The 17,662-nt window shown below is 67.9% G+C and carries 14 protein-coding genes; 5 read left to right on the forward strand and 9 right to left on the reverse strand.

The window, feature by feature from the left end:
* Nucleotides 1-40: 40 nt before the first annotated feature.
* Nucleotides 41-1,069, forward strand: a complete 1,029-nt coding sequence (locus ACU5E9_RS08685) for a hypothetical protein (RefSeq protein WP_456813217.1) — start codon at nt 41-43, stop codon at nt 1,067-1,069.
* Between the two features lie 75 nt (nt 1,070-1,144).
* On the opposite strand, the gene ACU5E9_RS08690 is transcribed toward ACU5E9_RS08685, so the two are convergent.
* From ACU5E9_RS08690 to guaB, 3 genes are all read right to left on the reverse strand, one after another.
* Nucleotides 1,145-2,869, reverse strand: a complete 1,725-nt coding sequence (locus ACU5E9_RS08690; protein WP_456813218.1) for a glycerol-3-phosphate dehydrogenase/oxidase — start codon at nt 2,867-2,869, stop codon at nt 1,145-1,147.
* 50 nt (nt 2,870-2,919) lie between these two features.
* Entirely contained in the window at nt 2,920-4,029 is a 1,110-nt protein-coding gene (locus ACU5E9_RS08695) for a GuaB3 family IMP dehydrogenase-related protein (RefSeq protein ID WP_456813516.1), read from the reverse strand.
* A 131-nt stretch (nt 4,030-4,160) separates the two neighbouring features.
* Nucleotides 4,161-5,663, reverse strand: a complete 1,503-nt coding sequence (guaB, locus tag ACU5E9_RS08700; protein ID WP_456813219.1) for an IMP dehydrogenase — start codon at nt 5,661-5,663, stop codon at nt 4,161-4,163.
* A 234-nt stretch (nt 5,664-5,897) separates the two neighbouring features.
* On the opposite strand from guaB, the gene ACU5E9_RS08705 reads away from it, so the two are divergent.
* The 4 genes from ACU5E9_RS08705 to ACU5E9_RS08720 are packed head-to-tail and all read left to right on the forward strand — an operon-like array spanning nt 5,898 to nt 9,868.
* Nucleotides 5,898-7,205, forward strand: coding sequence for a branched-chain amino acid ABC transporter permease (locus tag ACU5E9_RS08705; RefSeq protein ID WP_456813220.1), 1,308 nt, complete (start codon nt 5,898-5,900; stop codon nt 7,203-7,205).
* A gap of 12 nt (nt 7,206-7,217) precedes the next feature.
* The gene (locus ACU5E9_RS08710) at nt 7,218-8,198 is read left to right on the forward strand and encodes a branched-chain amino acid ABC transporter permease (RefSeq protein ID WP_456813517.1); all 981 of its coding nucleotides are present in this window, start codon (nt 7,218-7,220) and stop codon (nt 8,196-8,198) included.
* Between the two features lie 37 nt (nt 8,199-8,235).
* A complete protein-coding gene (locus ACU5E9_RS08715; RefSeq protein WP_456813518.1) occupies nt 8,236-9,111 on the forward strand; it encodes an ABC transporter ATP-binding protein in 876 nt (291 codons plus the stop codon).
* Entirely contained in the window at nt 9,098-9,868 is a 771-nt protein-coding gene (locus ACU5E9_RS08720; protein WP_456813221.1) for an ABC transporter ATP-binding protein, read from the forward strand. Before ACU5E9_RS08715 ends, ACU5E9_RS08720 begins: the two co-directional genes overlap by 14 nt.
* An 89-nt stretch (nt 9,869-9,957) precedes the next feature.
* Here the strand turns inward: ACU5E9_RS08720 and ACU5E9_RS08725 are convergent, their stop codons facing one another.
* Genes ACU5E9_RS08725 through ACU5E9_RS08750 form a run of 6 tightly spaced genes read right to left on the reverse strand, consistent with a single transcriptional unit; the run spans nt 9,958 to nt 17,622 of the window.
* Nucleotides 9,958-12,069: an alpha-galactosidase gene (locus ACU5E9_RS08725; RefSeq protein ID WP_456813222.1), complete on the reverse strand. Its 2,112-nt coding sequence runs from the start codon at nt 12,067-12,069 to the stop codon at nt 9,958-9,960.
* A 9-nt stretch (nt 12,070-12,078) separates the two neighbouring features.
* Nucleotides 12,079-12,978 (reverse strand): ABC transporter ATP-binding protein, encoded by a 900-nt coding sequence (locus tag ACU5E9_RS08730; protein WP_456813223.1) that lies wholly within the window; start codon nt 12,976-12,978, stop codon nt 12,079-12,081.
* Nucleotides 12,975-13,874 carry an ABC transporter ATP-binding protein gene (locus tag ACU5E9_RS08735; RefSeq protein WP_456813224.1) on the reverse strand — a complete coding sequence of 300 codons (900 nt, stop codon included), beginning with the start codon at nt 13,872-13,874 and terminating at the stop codon, nt 12,975-12,977. The genes ACU5E9_RS08730 and ACU5E9_RS08735 overlap by 4 nt, the downstream gene beginning before the upstream one ends.
* Nucleotides 13,871-14,872, reverse strand: coding sequence for an ABC transporter permease (locus tag ACU5E9_RS08740; RefSeq protein ID WP_456813225.1), 1,002 nt, complete (start codon nt 14,870-14,872; stop codon nt 13,871-13,873). The genes ACU5E9_RS08735 and ACU5E9_RS08740 overlap by 4 nt, the downstream gene beginning before the upstream one ends.
* A gap of 14 nt (nt 14,873-14,886) precedes the next feature.
* Nucleotides 14,887-15,876: an ABC transporter permease gene (locus ACU5E9_RS08745; RefSeq protein ID WP_456813226.1), complete on the reverse strand. Its 990-nt coding sequence runs from the start codon at nt 15,874-15,876 to the stop codon at nt 14,887-14,889.
* A 54-nt stretch (nt 15,877-15,930) separates the two neighbouring features.
* Nucleotides 15,931-17,622 (reverse strand): ABC transporter substrate-binding protein, encoded by a 1,692-nt coding sequence (locus ACU5E9_RS08750; RefSeq protein WP_456813227.1) that lies wholly within the window; start codon nt 17,620-17,622, stop codon nt 15,931-15,933.
* Nucleotides 17,623-17,662 lie beyond the last annotated feature (40 nt).

Genomic DNA, 17,662 nt, shown 5'->3' on the forward strand with positions numbered 1-17,662 from the left:
GCCGACGCCCCTGGGCCCCACGATCCGTCAGCCTCGGGGCATGACCACCACATCATCAGACAGCCTGGGCGTCCTAGCCGCGTTGGCTACCCCCAGCGGGCTCATCCTGGCGAGCGACGCGGCGCATGTCGGCCTCCACCACGAGCTCCGTCGAGAATACGATCGGCACACCGTCATTCGCCTCCGCCGTGGGGTGTACACACTCGCTGCCGAGTGGGATGCCCTCGGCGCGGATGCGCGGTACCTGCGCCGAATCCACGCCCATGCCGCCACGGCGGAGGTACCGGCTGTGTACTCGCACTTCTCGGCCGCGGCGCTCTGGGGATTGCCGGTTGTCGGCACCTGGCCCGCGGACATTCACCTTGCCACCACCATGGCGTCGGGCGGACGGTCCCGGCGCGGCGTGGTCCGTCATCCGCAGGAGCACAGCCTCGACGTCGTGGAGCACGAGGGGCTTCGGGTGACCTCGGTCGCGGCGACCTCGGTGGCACTCGCGAGGGTGCTCAAGTTCGGCCAGGCAGTGGCGGTGATGGACAAGGCCATCCACGAATCACGCGACGGTCACGCCCTGGCGACCCGAGCCGACCTCGATCGTGCGTTCGATCAGCTCGGCCGGGTTACCGGTCGCGCGGCCGCTGGGCGGGCCCTCGAGTTCGCGTCACCGCTCTCCGGGTCGACCGGGGAATCGATCAGCCGGGCCGGCGTTTTCCTCTTGGGTTTTCTCCTGCCCGAGCTGCAGGTGTCGCACTGGGATCACGCGGGGCTGATCGGGTTCACTGACTTCTTCTGGCGAGGCATCGGAAAGGTCGGCGAATTCGATGGGCTCGGTAAGTACCTGCGCGATGAATTCACCGGAGGACGCCCCACCGCCGATATCGTCATCGCCGAGAAGATCAGGGAAGACCGGCTGCGCGCACTGGGCTGGGCGTGTTCCGTTGGGACTGGTCGGTTGCCACATCCCTCCCCGCCCTGGGCGACCTCCTCACCCGCAACGGAATCCCCCGGGCTCGCTGAGTGTCCTCGTGCGGCTACTCACTGCACCTCGTACGGGCGACTGCGCCCGCTATAGCGGGCGCGGTCGCCGAAAGGAGGCGCAGTGAACCGCTGGAGGCGCGGCGGGAGGCCCGCCGCGCGCGCCCGCGGCTCAGTTCGTGACGATGTCGGGCGCCTCCAGGCGCACCCGGTCGGCGGACTCGTCGTCGGGCTGGGTCTGCGAGGCGCGTTCGGCGGCGACCCGCTTGAGGTAGATCGACACCTCGCGTTCTTCCCGTTCGGCGTCCCAGCCGAGCACCCCGGCCAGCAGCCGGGCGGCGACCGGCGCCGCCGACACCCCGCGGTCCCAGGCCTCGATCGAGATCCGGGTGCGCCGGGCGAGCACGTCCTCGAGGTGCAGGGCGCCCAGGTGGGTGGCGGCGTAGACCACCTCGGCCTGGATGTAGTCGTCGGCGCCGGGCAGCGGGTCGGCGAGCTCCGGCGATTCCTTGATCAGGTCGAGCACCTCGTCGGTGAGGGTGCCGTACCGGTTCAGCAGGTGCTCCATCCGCACGGTGTGCAGGTTGAAGGCGTGGGCGATCTTGCCGCGCTTGTTCCACGCCGCCCGGTAGCCCTGCGCGCCGAGCAGCGGGATCTCCTTCGTGGTCGACGGCGGCACCAGGTCGTCCATCGCGTCGACGGCCGCGTCGATGGCGTCCTTGGCCATCACCCGGTAGGTGGTCCACTTGCCGCCGGCGATCACGACCAGGCCCGGCACCGAATGCCCGACCAGGTGCTCACGGGAGAGTTTCGAGGTCTGCTCGCTCTCCCCCGCCAGCAGCGGCCGCAGCCCCGCGTAGACGCCTTCGACGTCCTCCCGGGTCAACGGCGTTGCGAGCACCGCGTTGACGTGTTCGAGCAGGTAGTCGATGTCCGCGGCGGTGGCGGCCGGATGCGCCTTGTCCAGATGCCAGTCGGTGTCGGTGGTGCCGATCAGCCAGTGCCGTCCCCACGGGATCACGAAGAGCACGCTCTTCTCGGTGCGGAGCAGCAGGCCCATCGCGGACTGGAACCGGTCCCGGGGCACGACGAGGTGGATGCCCTTGGACGCGCGCACCTTGAAGGTGCCGCGTTCGCCGACCATCCGCTGGGTGTCGTCGGTCCAGACGCCGGTGGCGTTGACCACCTGCTTGGCGCGTACCTCGAACCGCTCGCCGGTCTGCAGGTCGTGGGCCTGGACGCCGACGACCCGTTCGCCCACCTTGATGAAACCCTCCACCCGCACCCGGCTGGCGGCGTGGGCACCGTAGTAGGACGCGGTGCGGGCCAGCGAGGCCACGTAGAGGGCGTCGTCGACCTGGGCGTCGTAGTAGGTGATGCCGCCGACCAGGGCGTTGTGGCTGAGGCTGGGCACCAGCTTCTGCACCTGGCCCCGGCTGAGGTGCCGGTGGTGCGGAACACCGGGCCGGCCGCCGATGTACGACAGCACGTCGTAGAGCAGCATCCCGGCACCCACGTAGGCGCGTTCGGTGACCCGCTTCTTCAGCGGGTAGAGGAACCGGACGGGCTTGACCAGGTGCGGCGCGATCGTCTTCAGCAGCAGGCCGCGTTCGGTCAGTGCCTCGCGTACCAGCCGGAAGTCGAGTTGTTCGAGGTAGCGGATGCCGCCGTGCACGAGCTTCGACGACCGGCTGGAGGTGCCCGACGCCCAGTCGCGCGCCTCCAGGATGCCGACGCTCAGGCCGCGGGTGACCGCGTCGAGGGCCGCTCCGGTACCGACGATCCCACCGCCGACAACGAGGATGTCGACTTCCTTCGCCTTCAGGCGCTCGATCGCCGCCGCGCGCTCCTCCGGTCCCAGCTTGTTGGACCGTGTCACCGAATTATCGTGCGTCATCTGCAAACTCCCATCGACATCGTTGGTGCTTGCTTGTGACGCTAGTTCACTCAGTACGGCGCGACAACTACCTCAACCCGCTGAAATTCCTTGATTCCGCTGTAGCCGGTGGTGGCCATCGAGCGGCGCAGGGCGCCGACCAGGTTGGCGGTGCCGTCGGCGGCGGACGCCGGTCCGTAGAGAATCGCTTCGAGCGGAGCGACGGTGCCGACCTCGACGCGGCGGCCGCGGGGCAGCTGCGAGTGGTGCGCCTCGGCGCCCCAGTGGAAACCGCCACCCGGGGCGTCGGTGGCGCGGGCCAGGGCGGTGCCGAGCATCACGGCATCCGCACCGCAGGCGATGGCCTTGACGATGTCGCCGGAGGTGCTGAGGCCGCCGTCGGCGATCACGTGCACGTAGCGTCCGCCGGACTCGTCCATGTAGTCGCGGCGGGCACCGGCGACGTCGGCCACGGCGGTGGCCATGGGGGCGTGGATGCCGAGGCTGGTGCGGGTGGTGGAGGCCGCGCCGCCGCCGAAGCCGACGAGCACGCCGGCCGCGCCGGTGCGCATCAGGTGCAGGGCCGCGGTGTAGGTGGCGGCGCCGCCGACGATGACGGGCACGTCGAGGTCGTAGATGAACTTCTTCAGGTTCAGCGGCTCCTGGTTGCGCGAGACGTGCTCGGCGCTGACCGTGGTGCCGCGGATGACGAACAGGTCGACGCCGGCGGCGACGACGGTTTCGTAGAGTTCCTGGGTGCGCTGCGGCGACAGGGCGCCGGCGACGGTGACTCCGGCGGCGCGGATCTCGGCGAGGCGCTCGGTGACGAGGGCCGGCTTGATCGGCTCGGCGTAGATCTCCTGCATCCGGGCGGTGGTCTTGTCGGCAGGCAGCTCACGGATCTCGGCGAGCAGCGGTTCGGGGTTCTCGTACCGGGTCCAGAGGCCCTCGAGGTCGAGCACGCCGAGGCCGCCGAGCTGGCCCATCATGATCGCGGTCGTCGGGGAGACGACGGAGTCCATCGGGGCGGCGAGGAACGGGATGTCGAACTGGTACGCGTCGATGGACCAGCCCACCGACACATCCTCCGGGTCACGGGTGCGCCGGGAAGGCACCACCGCGATGTCGTCGAAGGCGTACACGCGCCGAGCGCGCTTGGACCGGCCGATCTCAATTTCCATACTCACCGGCCCAGTTTACCCGCACCCCGCCCACGGCCCCACCAGTTCCCCCGCACCCCTCCCCCGCCGAGGCGTGAGAAAAGCCCCGAAAACTCGACGTTTTCGGGGCTTTCCTCACGGTTCGCGGATGGTTAGCGGCGGTAGTTGGGCGCCTCCACCACGATCTGCACGTCGTGGGGGTGGCTCTCCTTCAGGCCGGCGGAGGTGATCCGCACGAACTTGCCCTTGTTCTTGAGCTCCTCGATGGTGCGGGCACCCACGTAGAACATCGACTGGCGCAGGCCGCCGATGAGCTGGTAGGACACCGCGGACACCGGGCCACGGTAGGGCACCTGGCCCTCGATGCCCTCGGGGATGAGCTTGTCGTCGCTGGGCACATCCGACTGGAAGTAGCGGTCCTTGGAGTAGGACGTCTTGCTGCCGCGGGTCTGCAGCGCGCCGAGCGATCCCATGCCACGGTAGGACTTGAACTGCTTGCCGTTCACGAAGACCAGCTCGCCCGGGCTCTCGTCGCAGCCGGCCAGCAGGGACCCGAGCATCACGGTGTCAGCGCCGGCGACGAGCGCCTTGGCGATGTCACCGGAGTACTGCAGGCCGCCATCGGCGATCACCGGGACGCCGCTCTCGCGGGCGGCCAGGGACGCCTGGTAGACCGCGGTGACCTGGGGCACGCCCACGCCGGCCACGATGCGGGTGGTGCAGATCGAGCCGGGACCGACGCCCACCTTGATCGCATCCGCACCGGCGTCGACCAGGGCCTGCGCGCCGGAGCGGGTGGCGACGTTGCCGCCGATGATGTCGACGTCGGCGAACGCCTTGTCGGCCTTGAGCTTGCGGATGATCTCCAGCACGCCGGCGCTGTCGCCGTTGGCAGTGTCGACGACGAGAACGTCGACGCCCACCTCGAGCAGGGCGGATGCCCGGCGCCAGGCGTCACCGAAGAAGCCGATTGCTGCGCCCACGCGCAGCCGCCCGGCGTCGTCCTTGGTGGCGTTGGGGTATTCCTCGCTCTTGTCGAAGTCCTTGACGGTGATGAGGCCGGTCAGGCGCCCCGCCTCGTCGACGAGCGGGAGCTTCTCGATCTTGTGGGTGGCGAAGATCGCGACGGCGTCCATCGGTGCCATGCCGACCTTGCCGGTGATGAGCGGCGCCTTGGTCATGACCTCGCGCACCTTCATGGTGTGCTTCTGCACGGTGGAGACGAAGCGCATGTCGCGGTTGGTGATGATGCCCACGAGCACACCGTCGTTGTCGACGACGGGGAGGCCGCTGATGCGGAACTGGCCGCAGAGGGCATCCACCTCGGCGACGGTCGCGTCGGGCGAAGTCGTTACCGGATTGGTAATCATGCCGGATTCGCTGCGCTTGACCAGGTCGACCTGCTCGGCCTGGTCGGAGATCGACAGGTTGCGGTGCAGGATGCCGAGGCCACCTTCCCGGGCCATGGCGATGGCCATGCGGGTCTCGGTGACGGTGTCCATCGCGGCCGAGAGCAGCGGCGTCGCAACGCTGATTCTGCGGGTTAGCCGGGACTTTGTCTCGGCCTCGCTCGGAATTACGTCGGTGTGTCCCGGCAGGAGCAGGACGTCGTCGTAGGTGAGACCGGTGAAACCGAAGGGATCTGGCTGATCCATGAAACCTCTTTTGCATTCGCGGATAAGGAAAAATGTCCGGAAATCCAAGAGATGTAACCGGTAATCAATGTTAAGCGACAGAAGGCCCGGCGCATTCCGCGAGCCGAAATTCTTCCGGCATGACCGGGCTACGAAACATATGCGACATAATCGGCACGTACTGTCAGCAACGTCGCTGGCAGGCAAGTCCGTGCCGGCTCGAATACGCACCGACGGTGCCGCCCTGGAGGTGCAGTGAGCAATACACACGCAGTTCGCAAATTCACGCCCCGGAGGGTGGTGCTGCTACTCGGCCTCCTCCTGACCGCGCTGACCTTTTCCACGCTCGGCGCGGGAGCGGCTCACGCCGATGAGATCAACACCGACCAGTACGAGTACGTGCTGTCCGGCAACGTGCAATTCGATGGTGAACCCATCGAAGACGTGCTCATCTCGGTTGAGGGATCCGGTTACGAGGCCGAGGTCGTCACCGACGCCGACGGCAAGTGGCGCATCGGTGTGCCGGAGAAGGAGACCTACACGGTCGCCCTCGACGAGGACACGTTGCCCAAGGGCGTGGTCGTCGCCAAGGGCGGTTCCGAGATCACCGCCGAGTTCGGCCTGACCAAGGTCAAATCGGTGAACTTCTTCCTCGGCGAGGGAGAACGCACCACGGTCAGCTTCTTCGACCAGTTCGTGAACCGGTTCGTCAACGGCCTGAACTTCGGGCTGCTGCTGGCGCTGGCGGCGATCGGCATGTCGCTGATCTTCGGCACGACGGGCCTGAGCAACTTCGCCCACGCGGAGATGATCACCTTCGGCGCGTTGGCCACCCTCACCCTCTCCGTCACCATGGGTCTGCCGATCTGGGTGGCGATCGTGGTGGCCATCCTGCTCAGCGGCGCCCTCGGCTGGGGGCTCGACGCCACGATCTGGAAACCCCTGCGGAAGAAGGGGGTGGGATTGATCCCGCTGATGATCGTCAGCATCGGCCTGTCCCTGGCGCTGCGCTACGTGTTCCAGCTCTTCTACGGCGGCGGCACCAGCCAGCTGCCCGGATCGGGCATGGCCGACATGAAGTTCGGGCCGATCTCGCTCTCCCCGATCGACCTGTGGAGCATGGGGATCAGCATTGTCGTGCTGCTCGCGGTGTCCTACTTCTTGCTGCGCACCCGCATCGGCAAGGCCACCCGTGCCGTCTCCGACAATCCCAGCCTCGCCTCGGCCAGCGGCATCGACGTCGACGGCGTCATCCGCATCGTCTGGATCGTCGGCGGAGCGCTGGCCGGCCTGTCCGGTGTGCTCTGGGCCTACTTCCGTCCGGGCGTCAGCTGGGACATGGGTTTCCAGATCCTGCTGCTGGTCTTCGCGGCCACGACCCTCGGCGGTCTCGGTACCGCGTTCGGCGCCCTCGTCGGCTCGATCATCGTGGGCCTGTTCGTCGAACTGTCGACGCTCTGGCTTCCGTCCGACCTGAAATACGTCGGTGCACTTGTCGTTTTGATCCTGGTGCTGCTGCTTCGGCCGCAAGGCATCCTGGGTCGCAAAGAGAGAATTGGCTAGGGGCTGACGATGATCGACTGGGGAGCAATCTTTAGCAACGCGGCCGTCGAGCTGATCAGCCCGACCACCGCCGCCTACGCCCTCGCGGCGTTGGGACTGGCGGTCCACTTCGGCTACACCGGCCTGCTCAACTTCGGCCAGGCCGGCTTCATGGCCCTCGGCGCCTACGGGTACGCCATCTCGACCCTGAGCTTCGGCTTCCCGGTCTGGGCGTCCGTGCTCGTCGGGATCGGCGCATCCGTCGTGTTCGCCCTGATCCTGGGTATACCCACCCTGCGGTTGCGGGCGGACTACCTGGCCATCGTGACCATCGCGGCGGCCGAGATCGTGCGACTGCTGTTCACGACGAACACCTTCGAACCCATCACCGGTTCGGCCAACGGGCTCAGCGGGTACAAGGGCGGCTTCGCCGACCTCAACCCGATCCCCGCCGGCACCTACGGGTTCGGTCCGTTCGAGTACAACGCCTACGACTGGTGGCTGCGCATCGTGGCCTGGACCGTCGTGATCCTGGCCTGCCTGTTCACCTGGCAGATCATGCGCAGCCCCTGGGGCCGCGTCATCAAGGGCATCCGTGAAGACGAGGATGCCGTCCGCGCGCTGGGCAAGAACGTCTACGCCTACAAGATGCAGTCCCTGATCCTCGGTGGCGTGTTCGGCACGATCGCCGGAATGATCTTCGTGCTGCCGCGGGCCGTGGTGCCGTCGAACTACCAGACGAGCCTCACGTTCTTCGTCTACGCGATCCTGCTGCTCGGTGGCGCCGCGACGATCCTCGGACCGGTCATCGGCTCGATGATCTTCTGGGTGCTGCTGTCGTTCTTCTCCGGCTTCATCGCCCGCGCCGTCGAGGCCGGCTGGCTGCCGTTCATGTCGAGCATCCAGGCCGGGCAGTTGCGCTTCATCCTGGTGGGCGTGGCGATCATGCTGATAGTCATCTATCGACCACAGGGCATCTTCGGAAACAAGAAGGAGCTGGCTTTTGTCAAATAACACCGTTCCCACTGCAAAGCCCGTCAAGACCGTCGACATGCACATCGGTGAAGCCGTTCCCGGGTGCAAGAAGAAGGACCCGATCCTCGTCGTGGACGGCGTCAGCCGCACCTTCGGCGGCCTCAAGGCGGTGGATGTCGAACACCTCGAGATCCCCCGCGGCGCCATCACCGCGCTGATCGGCCCGAACGGCGCCGGCAAGACCACGCTGTTCAACCTGCTCACCGGATTCGACAAGCCCGACACCGGCTCGTGGACGTTCGAGGGCACCTCGATCGGCGGCATGGCCGCGTTCAAGGTGGCCCGGATGGGCCAGGTGCGCACCTTCCAGCTCACCAAGGCGCTGGGCCTGCTCACCGTGATGGACAACATGCTGCTCGGCGCCAAGGCGCAGGTCGGCGAGAACCTGTTCCGCGCCGTGCTGCCGTTCCTCTGGCGCCAGCAGGAGAAGGACAACAAGGTCAAGGCCCTCGACCTGCTCGCCAGGTTCAAGCTGGACACCAAGAAGGACGACTACGCGGCCAGCCTCTCCGGTGGGCAGCGCAAGCTCCTCGAAATGGCGCGGGCGCTGATGAGCGACCCGACCCTGGTGATGCTCGACGAGCCGATGGCCGGCGTGAACCCGGCGCTGACCCAGTCGCTGCTCGACCACATCCTCAACCTCAAGGCCGAAGGCATGAGCGTGCTCTTCGTCGAGCACGACATGCACATGGTGCGTCACATCGCCGACTGGGTGATCGTGATGGCCGAGGGCAAGGTGGTCGCCGAGGGCGACCCGCACGAGGTGATGCGCAACCAGGCCGTGATCGACGCGTACCTGGGCCAGCACCACGACGAGGACCTGGGCGAAGACCCGGACGCCGAAAAAGAACATGTCGGAGCCATTAAGGAGCTGCTCGATGACGAACTCTAGCCCGCTGGTCGGAGGCGCGCCCGCCCCGGTGCGCAACGCCGTCGTCGAGGTCAAGAACGTGACCGCCGGCTACGTGCCCGGCGTGAACATCCTCAACGAATGCTCGCTCACCGCCTACGACGGCGAACTGATCGGCATCATCGGCCCGAACGGCGCCGGCAAGTCGACGCTGCTCAAGTCGATCTTCGGCCTCGTCAAGGTGCGCGAGGGTGAGATCCGGTTGCGCGGTGACAACATCACCAACCTCAAGGCCAACAAGCTGGTCTCCAAGGGTGTCGGTTTCGTGCCGCAGACAAACAACGTCTTCCCGACGCTGACCATCCAGGAGAACCTGGAAATGGGCATGTACCAGAAACCCAAGGGCCTGGCGGAACGCCTCGAGTTCGTCACCGAGATCTTCCCCGAACTGCGCAAGCGCCTCGGCCAGCGGGCCGGGTCGCTCTCCGGTGGTGAGCGTCAGATGGTGGCGATGTCGCGGGCACTGATGATGGGCCCGCACGTGCTGCTGCTCGACGAGCCGAGCGCCGGCCTATCCCCCGTGCGCCAGGACGAGGCGTTCCTGCGCGTGAAGGAGATCAACAAGGCCGGCGTGACCACGATCATGGTGGAGCAGAACGCCCGTCGGTGCCTGCAGATCTGCGACCGCGGCTACGTGCTCGACCAGGGCCGGGATGCGTACACCGGCACCGGCCGTGAGCTGCTGAACGACCCTAAGGTGATCGGCCTGTACCTGGGCACCCTGGGCCAGGACGACTAGCCCGCACCATCCGCTTCACCGACTTGCCCCGTTGCGGACGAGTTGCCCCGGTCTACGGGGGCAACTGGTCCGCAGCGGGGCAACTCGCGTTAAATGGTACGGAGCGCGAGGACCCGGGCGGTGGGCGCGGCCACGGTCACTGTCACGGTGAGGAGCCCGGCCGCGGCGTCCCAGGTCCAGGACCAGCCGTGCTGCCGGGCGGGGAAGAACGCCGCCACGTCGAGCTCGCGGCCGGTGAAGGCCGGTAGCGGCAGCACCACGGTGTCGGCGGCTCCCGGGCGACGCCAGAGCGAGAGGCGCAGCTCCCCTCCGGGTGCGGTCAGCCCCAGCGCGACCCACGGGTCCTCCCAACCGGGCAGGCCGAGCGGCCAGACCGGGTGTGACAAGCGGATGCCCGCCACGACGGTCTTCTGCGCGGCCACGGCCTCGGTGACCAGGGCCACTTCGGCCGGGCTCATCCGGTTGAGGTAGCCGGAGAGGTACATCCGGCCGAGGATCGCGTTCACCAGCGCGAAGGTGAACAGCTCCGGGGTCATGCCCGCCTGCGGGTACGCCCAGTTGCCGGCCTGCTCGGGCAGCAGCGACGCGGGCGCCGCGGCGGCGATCGGGGCGTAGAGCACCGGGTCCTGCTGGTCGGAGGTGGACTGCAGGTGCAGCCGGCTCATCATGGCGTAGTCCATCCGCATCGCCCCGGAGGCGCAGTTCTCGATCAACAGCTGCGGGTGCCGGGCCTGGATGCCGTCGAGCCAGTCGAGCAGCGCCCGGGTGTGGCCGAGCAGGCCGTCGCCGGCCACTCCCCCGGTGGCGTCGGTGCCCGGGCCGGCCATGGTGTTGTAGTCCATCTTGAAGAAGCCGACCCCGTAGTCGGAGACCAACCGGTCGACGACGGCATCCAGGTGCGCCCTGGCCGCGGCCGAGCGCAGATCGAGGTGGTGCCGGCCGTGCTCGGCCACGCGGATGCCGCCGCGGGAGAAGAACGCGTCGTCGGGCAGCGACCGGGCCAGCGGGGAGTGCACGCCGATCACCTCGGGTTCCAGCCACAGCCCGGCCACCATGCCGCGGGCCCGGATGTGGTCGATCACCGCGGTGATGCCGCCGGGGAACCGGCTCGCCGCGGGCTCCCACGCGCCGACGGTGTCCCACCAGTGCCCCTCGGCGTACCAGCCGGCGTCGATGCAGAAGTAGTCGGCGCCCACCCGTGCCGCGGCATCGATCAGCGGCAGCAGGGTGGCGGTGGTGGGGTCGCCCATCAGCGTGTTCATGTAGTCGTTGAAGATCACCGGCAGGGCCTCGTCGGCGGCGCGCGGCAACCGGATGGCCCGGCGCTGGTCGGTGAGCACGGCGAGCGCCGCCTGCACCCCGCCGCGAGAGATGCCCACCGACACCGGCACCGAGGTGAAGCCGTGCCCGGGCGTGATCGGGGTGGACCACTGGTTCTCCTGGTCGGTCGGCCCGGCCAGCAGCAGGTAGGCGCCGTGCCGGCTCTCGCCGATCTCGTAGCTCCACGGCCCGTTGTGCTCCACCTGCCAGGCGAGGGCGTAGTCCGCGTCCCGGCAGAGCAGCGCCCCGGTGGGCAACCGCTCCCCCGTCGACCAGGACCCCCGGTTGGAGACCAGGCACCGGCTGCGCGGCGGGTGATGCTGGATGTCGCGGTCGATGCGGGCGAGCCCGACCTCCCGGAGCGCGCGACGGCTCCACCGGTTCTCGGCGACCCAGTCGTTCTCGCCGCTGAGCAGGTCGAACGCGTCCACGGTGAGACCGGTGTCGGCGAGGAACGCTCCGGTGGCGAAGGAGGACACGAAGTCCAGGGTGAGCGCCGCTGCACCGGCGTCGAGCTCCACGACGGTCCAGGCCTGGAACGCGGCCGTGCCCGCCTGGGCCCGGAACACGCTCGTCACCCGGAGCCCGGTGCCGGGGTCGGCCTGGGTGACGCGCAGCTCGCGGTACGCGCCGTCCGCGGTCTCGGCGTGCCCGGCGTAGCGGAGGGACGCGCCGAGGACCGTGTCCACGTGCCGGAAGCCGCCGGGGAACCGGCCGTGGCCGATCGCCGAGACCTCCACCAGCGGTTGGTCGAGCCGGCCGTCGGCGGTGTCCGGGGCCGCGGTGCCCGCCGCCCGCAGTGAGCGGAGCGCCACCGGCGCCGTGTCGTCGTGGCCGAAGGTGAGCGTGAGCGCATCCGTGCGCCAGTGGAACTCGGTCATGGTCCGGCGCTAGACGGTCTCGAGGACTTCGCCGGCGGCGTTGGTCCACTCGCGGGTGTAGTGGTTGAAGGTGGACTGGTTGTCCATCGCCTTGTGGTCGAAGGCCGTTTCGGTGCCGATGATCTTGCCGGCCTGCTCCGGGTCGGGCGCCGCCAGCGCGAGCAGCTTCGTGTACGGATGCTGCGGGTCGAGGATCACGTCGTCGGCCGGGCCGCGCTCCACGATCCGCCCGCGGAACATGACCAGGATCTCGTCGGAGAAGTGCCGGGCGGTGGCCAGGTCGTGGGTGATGTAGAGCACCGCGAGGTTGTCCTCGCGCTGCAACCGGGCCATCAGGTTGAGCACCTCGAGCCGGATCGACACGTCGAGCATCGACACCGGTTCGTCCGCTATGAGCACCTGCGCGCCGGGCGCGAGCGCCCGCGCGATCGCGACCCGCTGCCGTTGCCCGCCGGAGAGCTCGTGCGGGCGTCGCATGGCCATGTCGGCGGCGGGATGCAGGTTCACCCGCTCCAGCATCTGCACGACCCGTTCGTGGGTCTGTGCCCGCCCCTTGGTGCGGTGGTGGAGGATGAGGGGCCGGGCGATGTGGTGCTCGATCGAGTGGAACGGGTTCAGCGACGCGAACGGGTCCTGGAACACCATCTGCACGTGCCGGCGGTAGATCGACCCGCCCACCTGGGTGCCGTCGTCGAGGGTGACCTTGATCTGCCCGCTGGTGGGTTTCTCCAGCCGGGACAGCATCCGGGCGATGGTGGACTTGCCCGACCCGGACTCGCCGACCAGGGCGACCGTGCGGCCGGGCGTGAGGTCGAACGAGACCCGGTCGACGGCCTTGAGGGTGTTGCGCTTGAGTCCCTCACGCAGCACGAAGTGCTTGCTCAGGTTGGTCACTTCGATGCTGGTCATGACAGGTCCGCACTGTTGTTGACACCGGAGCGGATGAACGACCCGCGTGCGCCGGTGAGGCTGGGGAAGGAACCGAGCAGCTTCTTGGTATACGGATGCTGCGGGTTGCGGTAGATGTTCGTGGCGGTGTCGATCTCGACGATCTCACCGGCGAGCATGATCGCGATCCGGTCGCTGATCTCCAGCAGCAACGGCAGGTCGTGGGTGATGAAGATCACCGCGAAGTTCAGTTCGTCGCGGAGCCGCACGATCTCCCGCAGGATCTCCCGCTGCACGACCACGTCCAGGGCGGTGGTGGGTTCGTCCATGATCATCACCTGCGGCTCGAGCAGCAGCGCCATCGCGATCATCACGCGCTGGCGCATCCCGCCGGACAGTTCGTGCGCGTAGGAGGTGAGCCGGGACCGGTCGACGCCCACCAGCTGCAGCACGCTGGCGGCGAGCTCCCGGCGCTCGGCCTTCTTCATGCCCGGCCGGTGGGTGGTGAGCACGTCCTCGAGCTGGGCACGCACCGTGATCACCGGGTTGAGGGCGTTCATGGCGCCCTGGAACACCATCGAGAGCTTGTCCCAACGGAACAGGCGCAGCTGCTCGTCGCCGAGGGTGAGCAGGTTGAGGTCGCCGTCGGCCTTGTCGTGGAACGTCACCTCCCCGGACACGATCCGCGCCGGTGGTTTGTGCAGCCGGTTGATGGCGTACGCCAGCGTGGTCTTGCCGCAGCCGGACTCCCCGGCCAGGCCGAGGATCTCGCCGCGGGCCAACTCGAGGCTGACATTCTTGACGGCGGTGACCGGGTGGTCGACCTCGTACACCACGGTGAGGTTCGTGACGCTGAGCACGGTGGGCGACGGGGTCGCGGGCACCCCGGCGGCGGCCGGGTTCACGGTGAGGGTCATGATGCGCTCCTGGGGGTGTCGGCACTCCGGCGCTGCGCGACCTTGCGGCGCTTGCGGTAGAGCCGGGCGTTCTTGAGCCGGGGGTTGATGATCTCGTCGATGCTGAAGTTGACCAGGGAGAGCCCGGTGCCGAACAGGGCGATGATCAACCCCGGCGGGATGAACCACCACCAGGCGCCGAGCGGCAGGGCGAAGCCGTTCTGGGCGTAGAACAACATGGTGCCCAGCGTCGACGAGTTCGACGCGCCCAGGCCGAGGAAGGCCAGGCCCGCCTCCGCGAGGATGGCGGCGATCACCGCGAACACGAACTGGGAGGCGAGCACGGGCAGCAGGTTCGGCAGGATCTCCACGGCGATGACCCGGAACGACCGCTCCCCGGACACCCGGGCCGCGTTCACGTAGTCCCGGTTCCGGATCGACATGGTCTGCGCCCGCAACACCCGGGAGGACGCGGCCCAGCCGGTGATGGCCAGCACCACGGCGATGGTCCACAGGCCGCGCTGCTTGGGCGGTACGAAGCCGGAGATGACGATCACCAGCGGCAGGCCGGGGATGACCAGGAACACGTTGGAGAACAGCGAGAAGGCCTCGTCGGCGAATCCGCCGATGTACGCGCCGAGGATGCCGAAGAAGGCGGAGAGGATGGTGGCGAGCACCCCCACGAGCAGCCCGATCTCGAGGGAGCCCCTGGTGGCGTAGGCGAGCTGGGCGAAGACATCCTGCCCGGTCTGGGTGGTGCCCAGGATGTGCTCGGCCGACGGGGCGGACAGCCCGATGTTGCGGATGACGGTGGGGTCCTGTACGAAGAACGGGCCGATGATGCCGAACAGCGCGATCGCGCCGATCAGGCTCAGCCCGGTGACGAGCCACGGGGTGAGGGTGGGCAGCATGGCCCGGAGAGCAGAGCGGGGCTTTTCGCCGAGCGCTCCGGCCACGGCGGCCAGCTGTTCGGGGGCGTCGCCGATGGAGGGTTCCGTTGTCGGGGTGAGGTTGGTCATGAGGGTCCCTTCTCTCAGCTTCTCGCTCGGGTGCGGGGGTCGATGAATCCGTAGAGGATGTCCACGACCAGGTTCGCGCCGAGCACGGCGAGGGTGATGTAGAGGAAGATCCCCTGCATGAGTGCGTAGTCATTGTTGGTGACCGCGGTGAGCAGCTTGGAACCGATCCCCGGGTAGGAGAACACCTGCTCGGTGACGATGGACCCGGAGACGACGAAGCCCAGCGAGATCGCGAAGCCCGCGATCGAGGGCAGCATCGCGTTGCGGGCGGCGTAGCTGCGCAGGATCTTGCCGTTCCGCAGCCCCTTGGCCTCCGCGGTGAGGATGTAGTCCTCGGAGAGGGTGGAGACCATCATGTTGCGCATGCCCAGCAGCCAGCCGCCGATGGAGGCGATGACGATGGTCAGGGCCGGCAGGAAGCCGTACGTGATGGCCGAGCCGATGAACTCCAGGCTCCAGCCCGGGTCGAGCACCACGTCGTAGCCGCCCTGGCCGGGGAAGAGCCGCCAGGTGGTGGCGAAGGCGTAGACCAGGATCAGTGCGAGCCAGAAGTACGGCACCGCGGCCAGCAGGGTCGTCGCCGGCACGAGCGAGTCCAGCCAGGTGCCCGGCTTCCAACCGACGATGGCGCCCAGGCCCACGCCGAGGATGGTGGACAGGATGGTGGCGATGCCCACCAGCATGATCGTCCAGGGCAGCGAGGCCGCGATGACCTCGCTGACCGGGGCGGGGAAGTACGTCACCGAGACACCGAGGTCGCCCTGGAACACGTTGACGATGTAGTCCCAGTACTGGGCGATCAGGGGCTGGTCGGTGTCGCCGCCGAGGAGAAGTTCGTACGCCCGCCGGGTCTCAGCGGTGACGATGCCGCCGCGCTGCTGAAGCTTGGCGAGCAGGATGTCGACCGGATTACCGGGCAGCAGCCGGGGAATCATGAAATTCAACGTGAGCGCGGCCCACAACGCAATGGCGTAGAAGCCAAGCTTTCGCAGAAAGTAATTCATCGGATTCCCTTGGGTCTGTGTACGAACTTCTCCAGCAGCACGAGCTGGACCGGGTTACTTACCCGTGGGAACGAGCGTCTTGAAGATCTGCGAGTTGTCCGGTGACGCCCAGATGGCCGGGAAGGCGTACAGGTCGTCCAGCGTGGGCCAGCCGGTGAACTTCGACGAGTGGAATTCGCTCGTCGTGCCGCCGGTCATGATCGGGATGTACGGCAGGTCCGCGACGATGCTCGCCTGGATGACGTCGAACTGCGTCTGCCGGGTCGCGGTGTCAGACGGGTCGGTGCCCTTGAGCACGGCCAGGGCGGCGTCGACCGCCGGGTCGCTGAACCGGCCGATGTTCAGTGACACGGAGGTGCCGACGGCGGCGGTGTTCGCGGTGCTGAAGTAGTTGTTGTACAGGTAGTACGGGTCGGATGCCGGGCCCTGGCCGAGCGAGTCGATGGCGAGCTGGTAGTTGCCCTTGCCCTTCTTGTCCGTCCACTCGTTCCACGAGGACTGGGCGACGGTGAGGTCGATGCCGGCCGTTTTCAGCTGCTGCTTCATGGTGTCCAGCGCCGTGATGTAGTCGGTCCAGCCGGTGACGACCTCGGCGGTGAGGGAGAGCTTCTCGCCGGCCTTGGCGTAGATACCGTCGGCGCCCTTGGCCCAGCCGGCGCCGGTGAGCAGCGCATCGGACTTCTTGGGGTCCGCTGCGCTCGGGGCGATCGGCTCCTCCAATGCGCTGGAGATGAGGTCGGACTGGCTGGTGGTGAGCGCAAGGCTCGGCGAGATCTCGCTGGCCGTGTCCTCGAAGGCGAGGCTGTTGGCCTGGTCGCGGTCGATGGCGTAGTAGATCGCCTGGCGCACGGCCGGGTCGGTCTGCGGTCCGGTGCAGCCCAGTTCGGCGCTGGAGCAGGTGGCCAGGACCATCTGGTTCTGCGGCACCGTGATGGCGTCGTAGCCCTGGTAGTTCTTGGAGACGTTCTTGATGTCGGGCACCGGGCCGGTCTGCCAGTCGATGGTTCCGGCGGCGAGCGCATCCGCACCGGCGGTGTTACCCGACAGCGACAGGTAGCGCACGGCCTTCACGTCCGGCTCGCCGTCCCAGTAGGTGGGGTTGGCGGAGAGGGTGAACGCCTGCGCCTTGAAGTTGGTCAGGGTGAACGCGCCCGTACCCACCGGCTTCTCCTGCACGTCGGTGGTGGGGTCCAGGTCGGCCCAGATGTGCTCGGGCACGATGTAGGTGCGGCCGAGCACGGTGGGGCCGTCGACGAAGGCCGGGTGGGTCCAGGTGAAGGTGACGTGGGTGTCGTCGGCGGCCGTGACGGTGCCGTCGAAACCGCCGGTGTTGATCGACGGGGTTTCCAGCAGCATGTTGAAGGTGAAGGCCACGTCGTCGGCGGTGAACGCCTCGCCGTCGGACCAGGTCACACCCTCGCGCAGGGTGACGTCGAGCTGGGTGCCGTCGGCGTTCCAGGTGTAGTCGGTGCCGAGCAGCGGCGTGTACGGGTCGCTGTTGACGTTGGTGACGAAGAAGAGTCCTTCGAAGATGGTGCCGATGCCGCCGATGTTGGACGGCGAGTACGGGTTGAAGTTGAGCTGGTAGTCGCCGGACTGCCCGGTGTAGGCGACGAGGGTGTCGGACGCCGACGACCCGGACGACGACGACGAGCCGGATGAGGTGCACCCGGTGAGGGCGAGAGCAGCGGTGGCGACGATGGCCGCCACGGCCAGGCTCCGCGTGCGTGAACTGTGCAGGAACATCTTTGATCCTTTCTCATGCCAGCCACATCGCTGTGCCTAG

This window comes from Cryobacterium sp. AP23 (genome assembly GCF_054075385.1).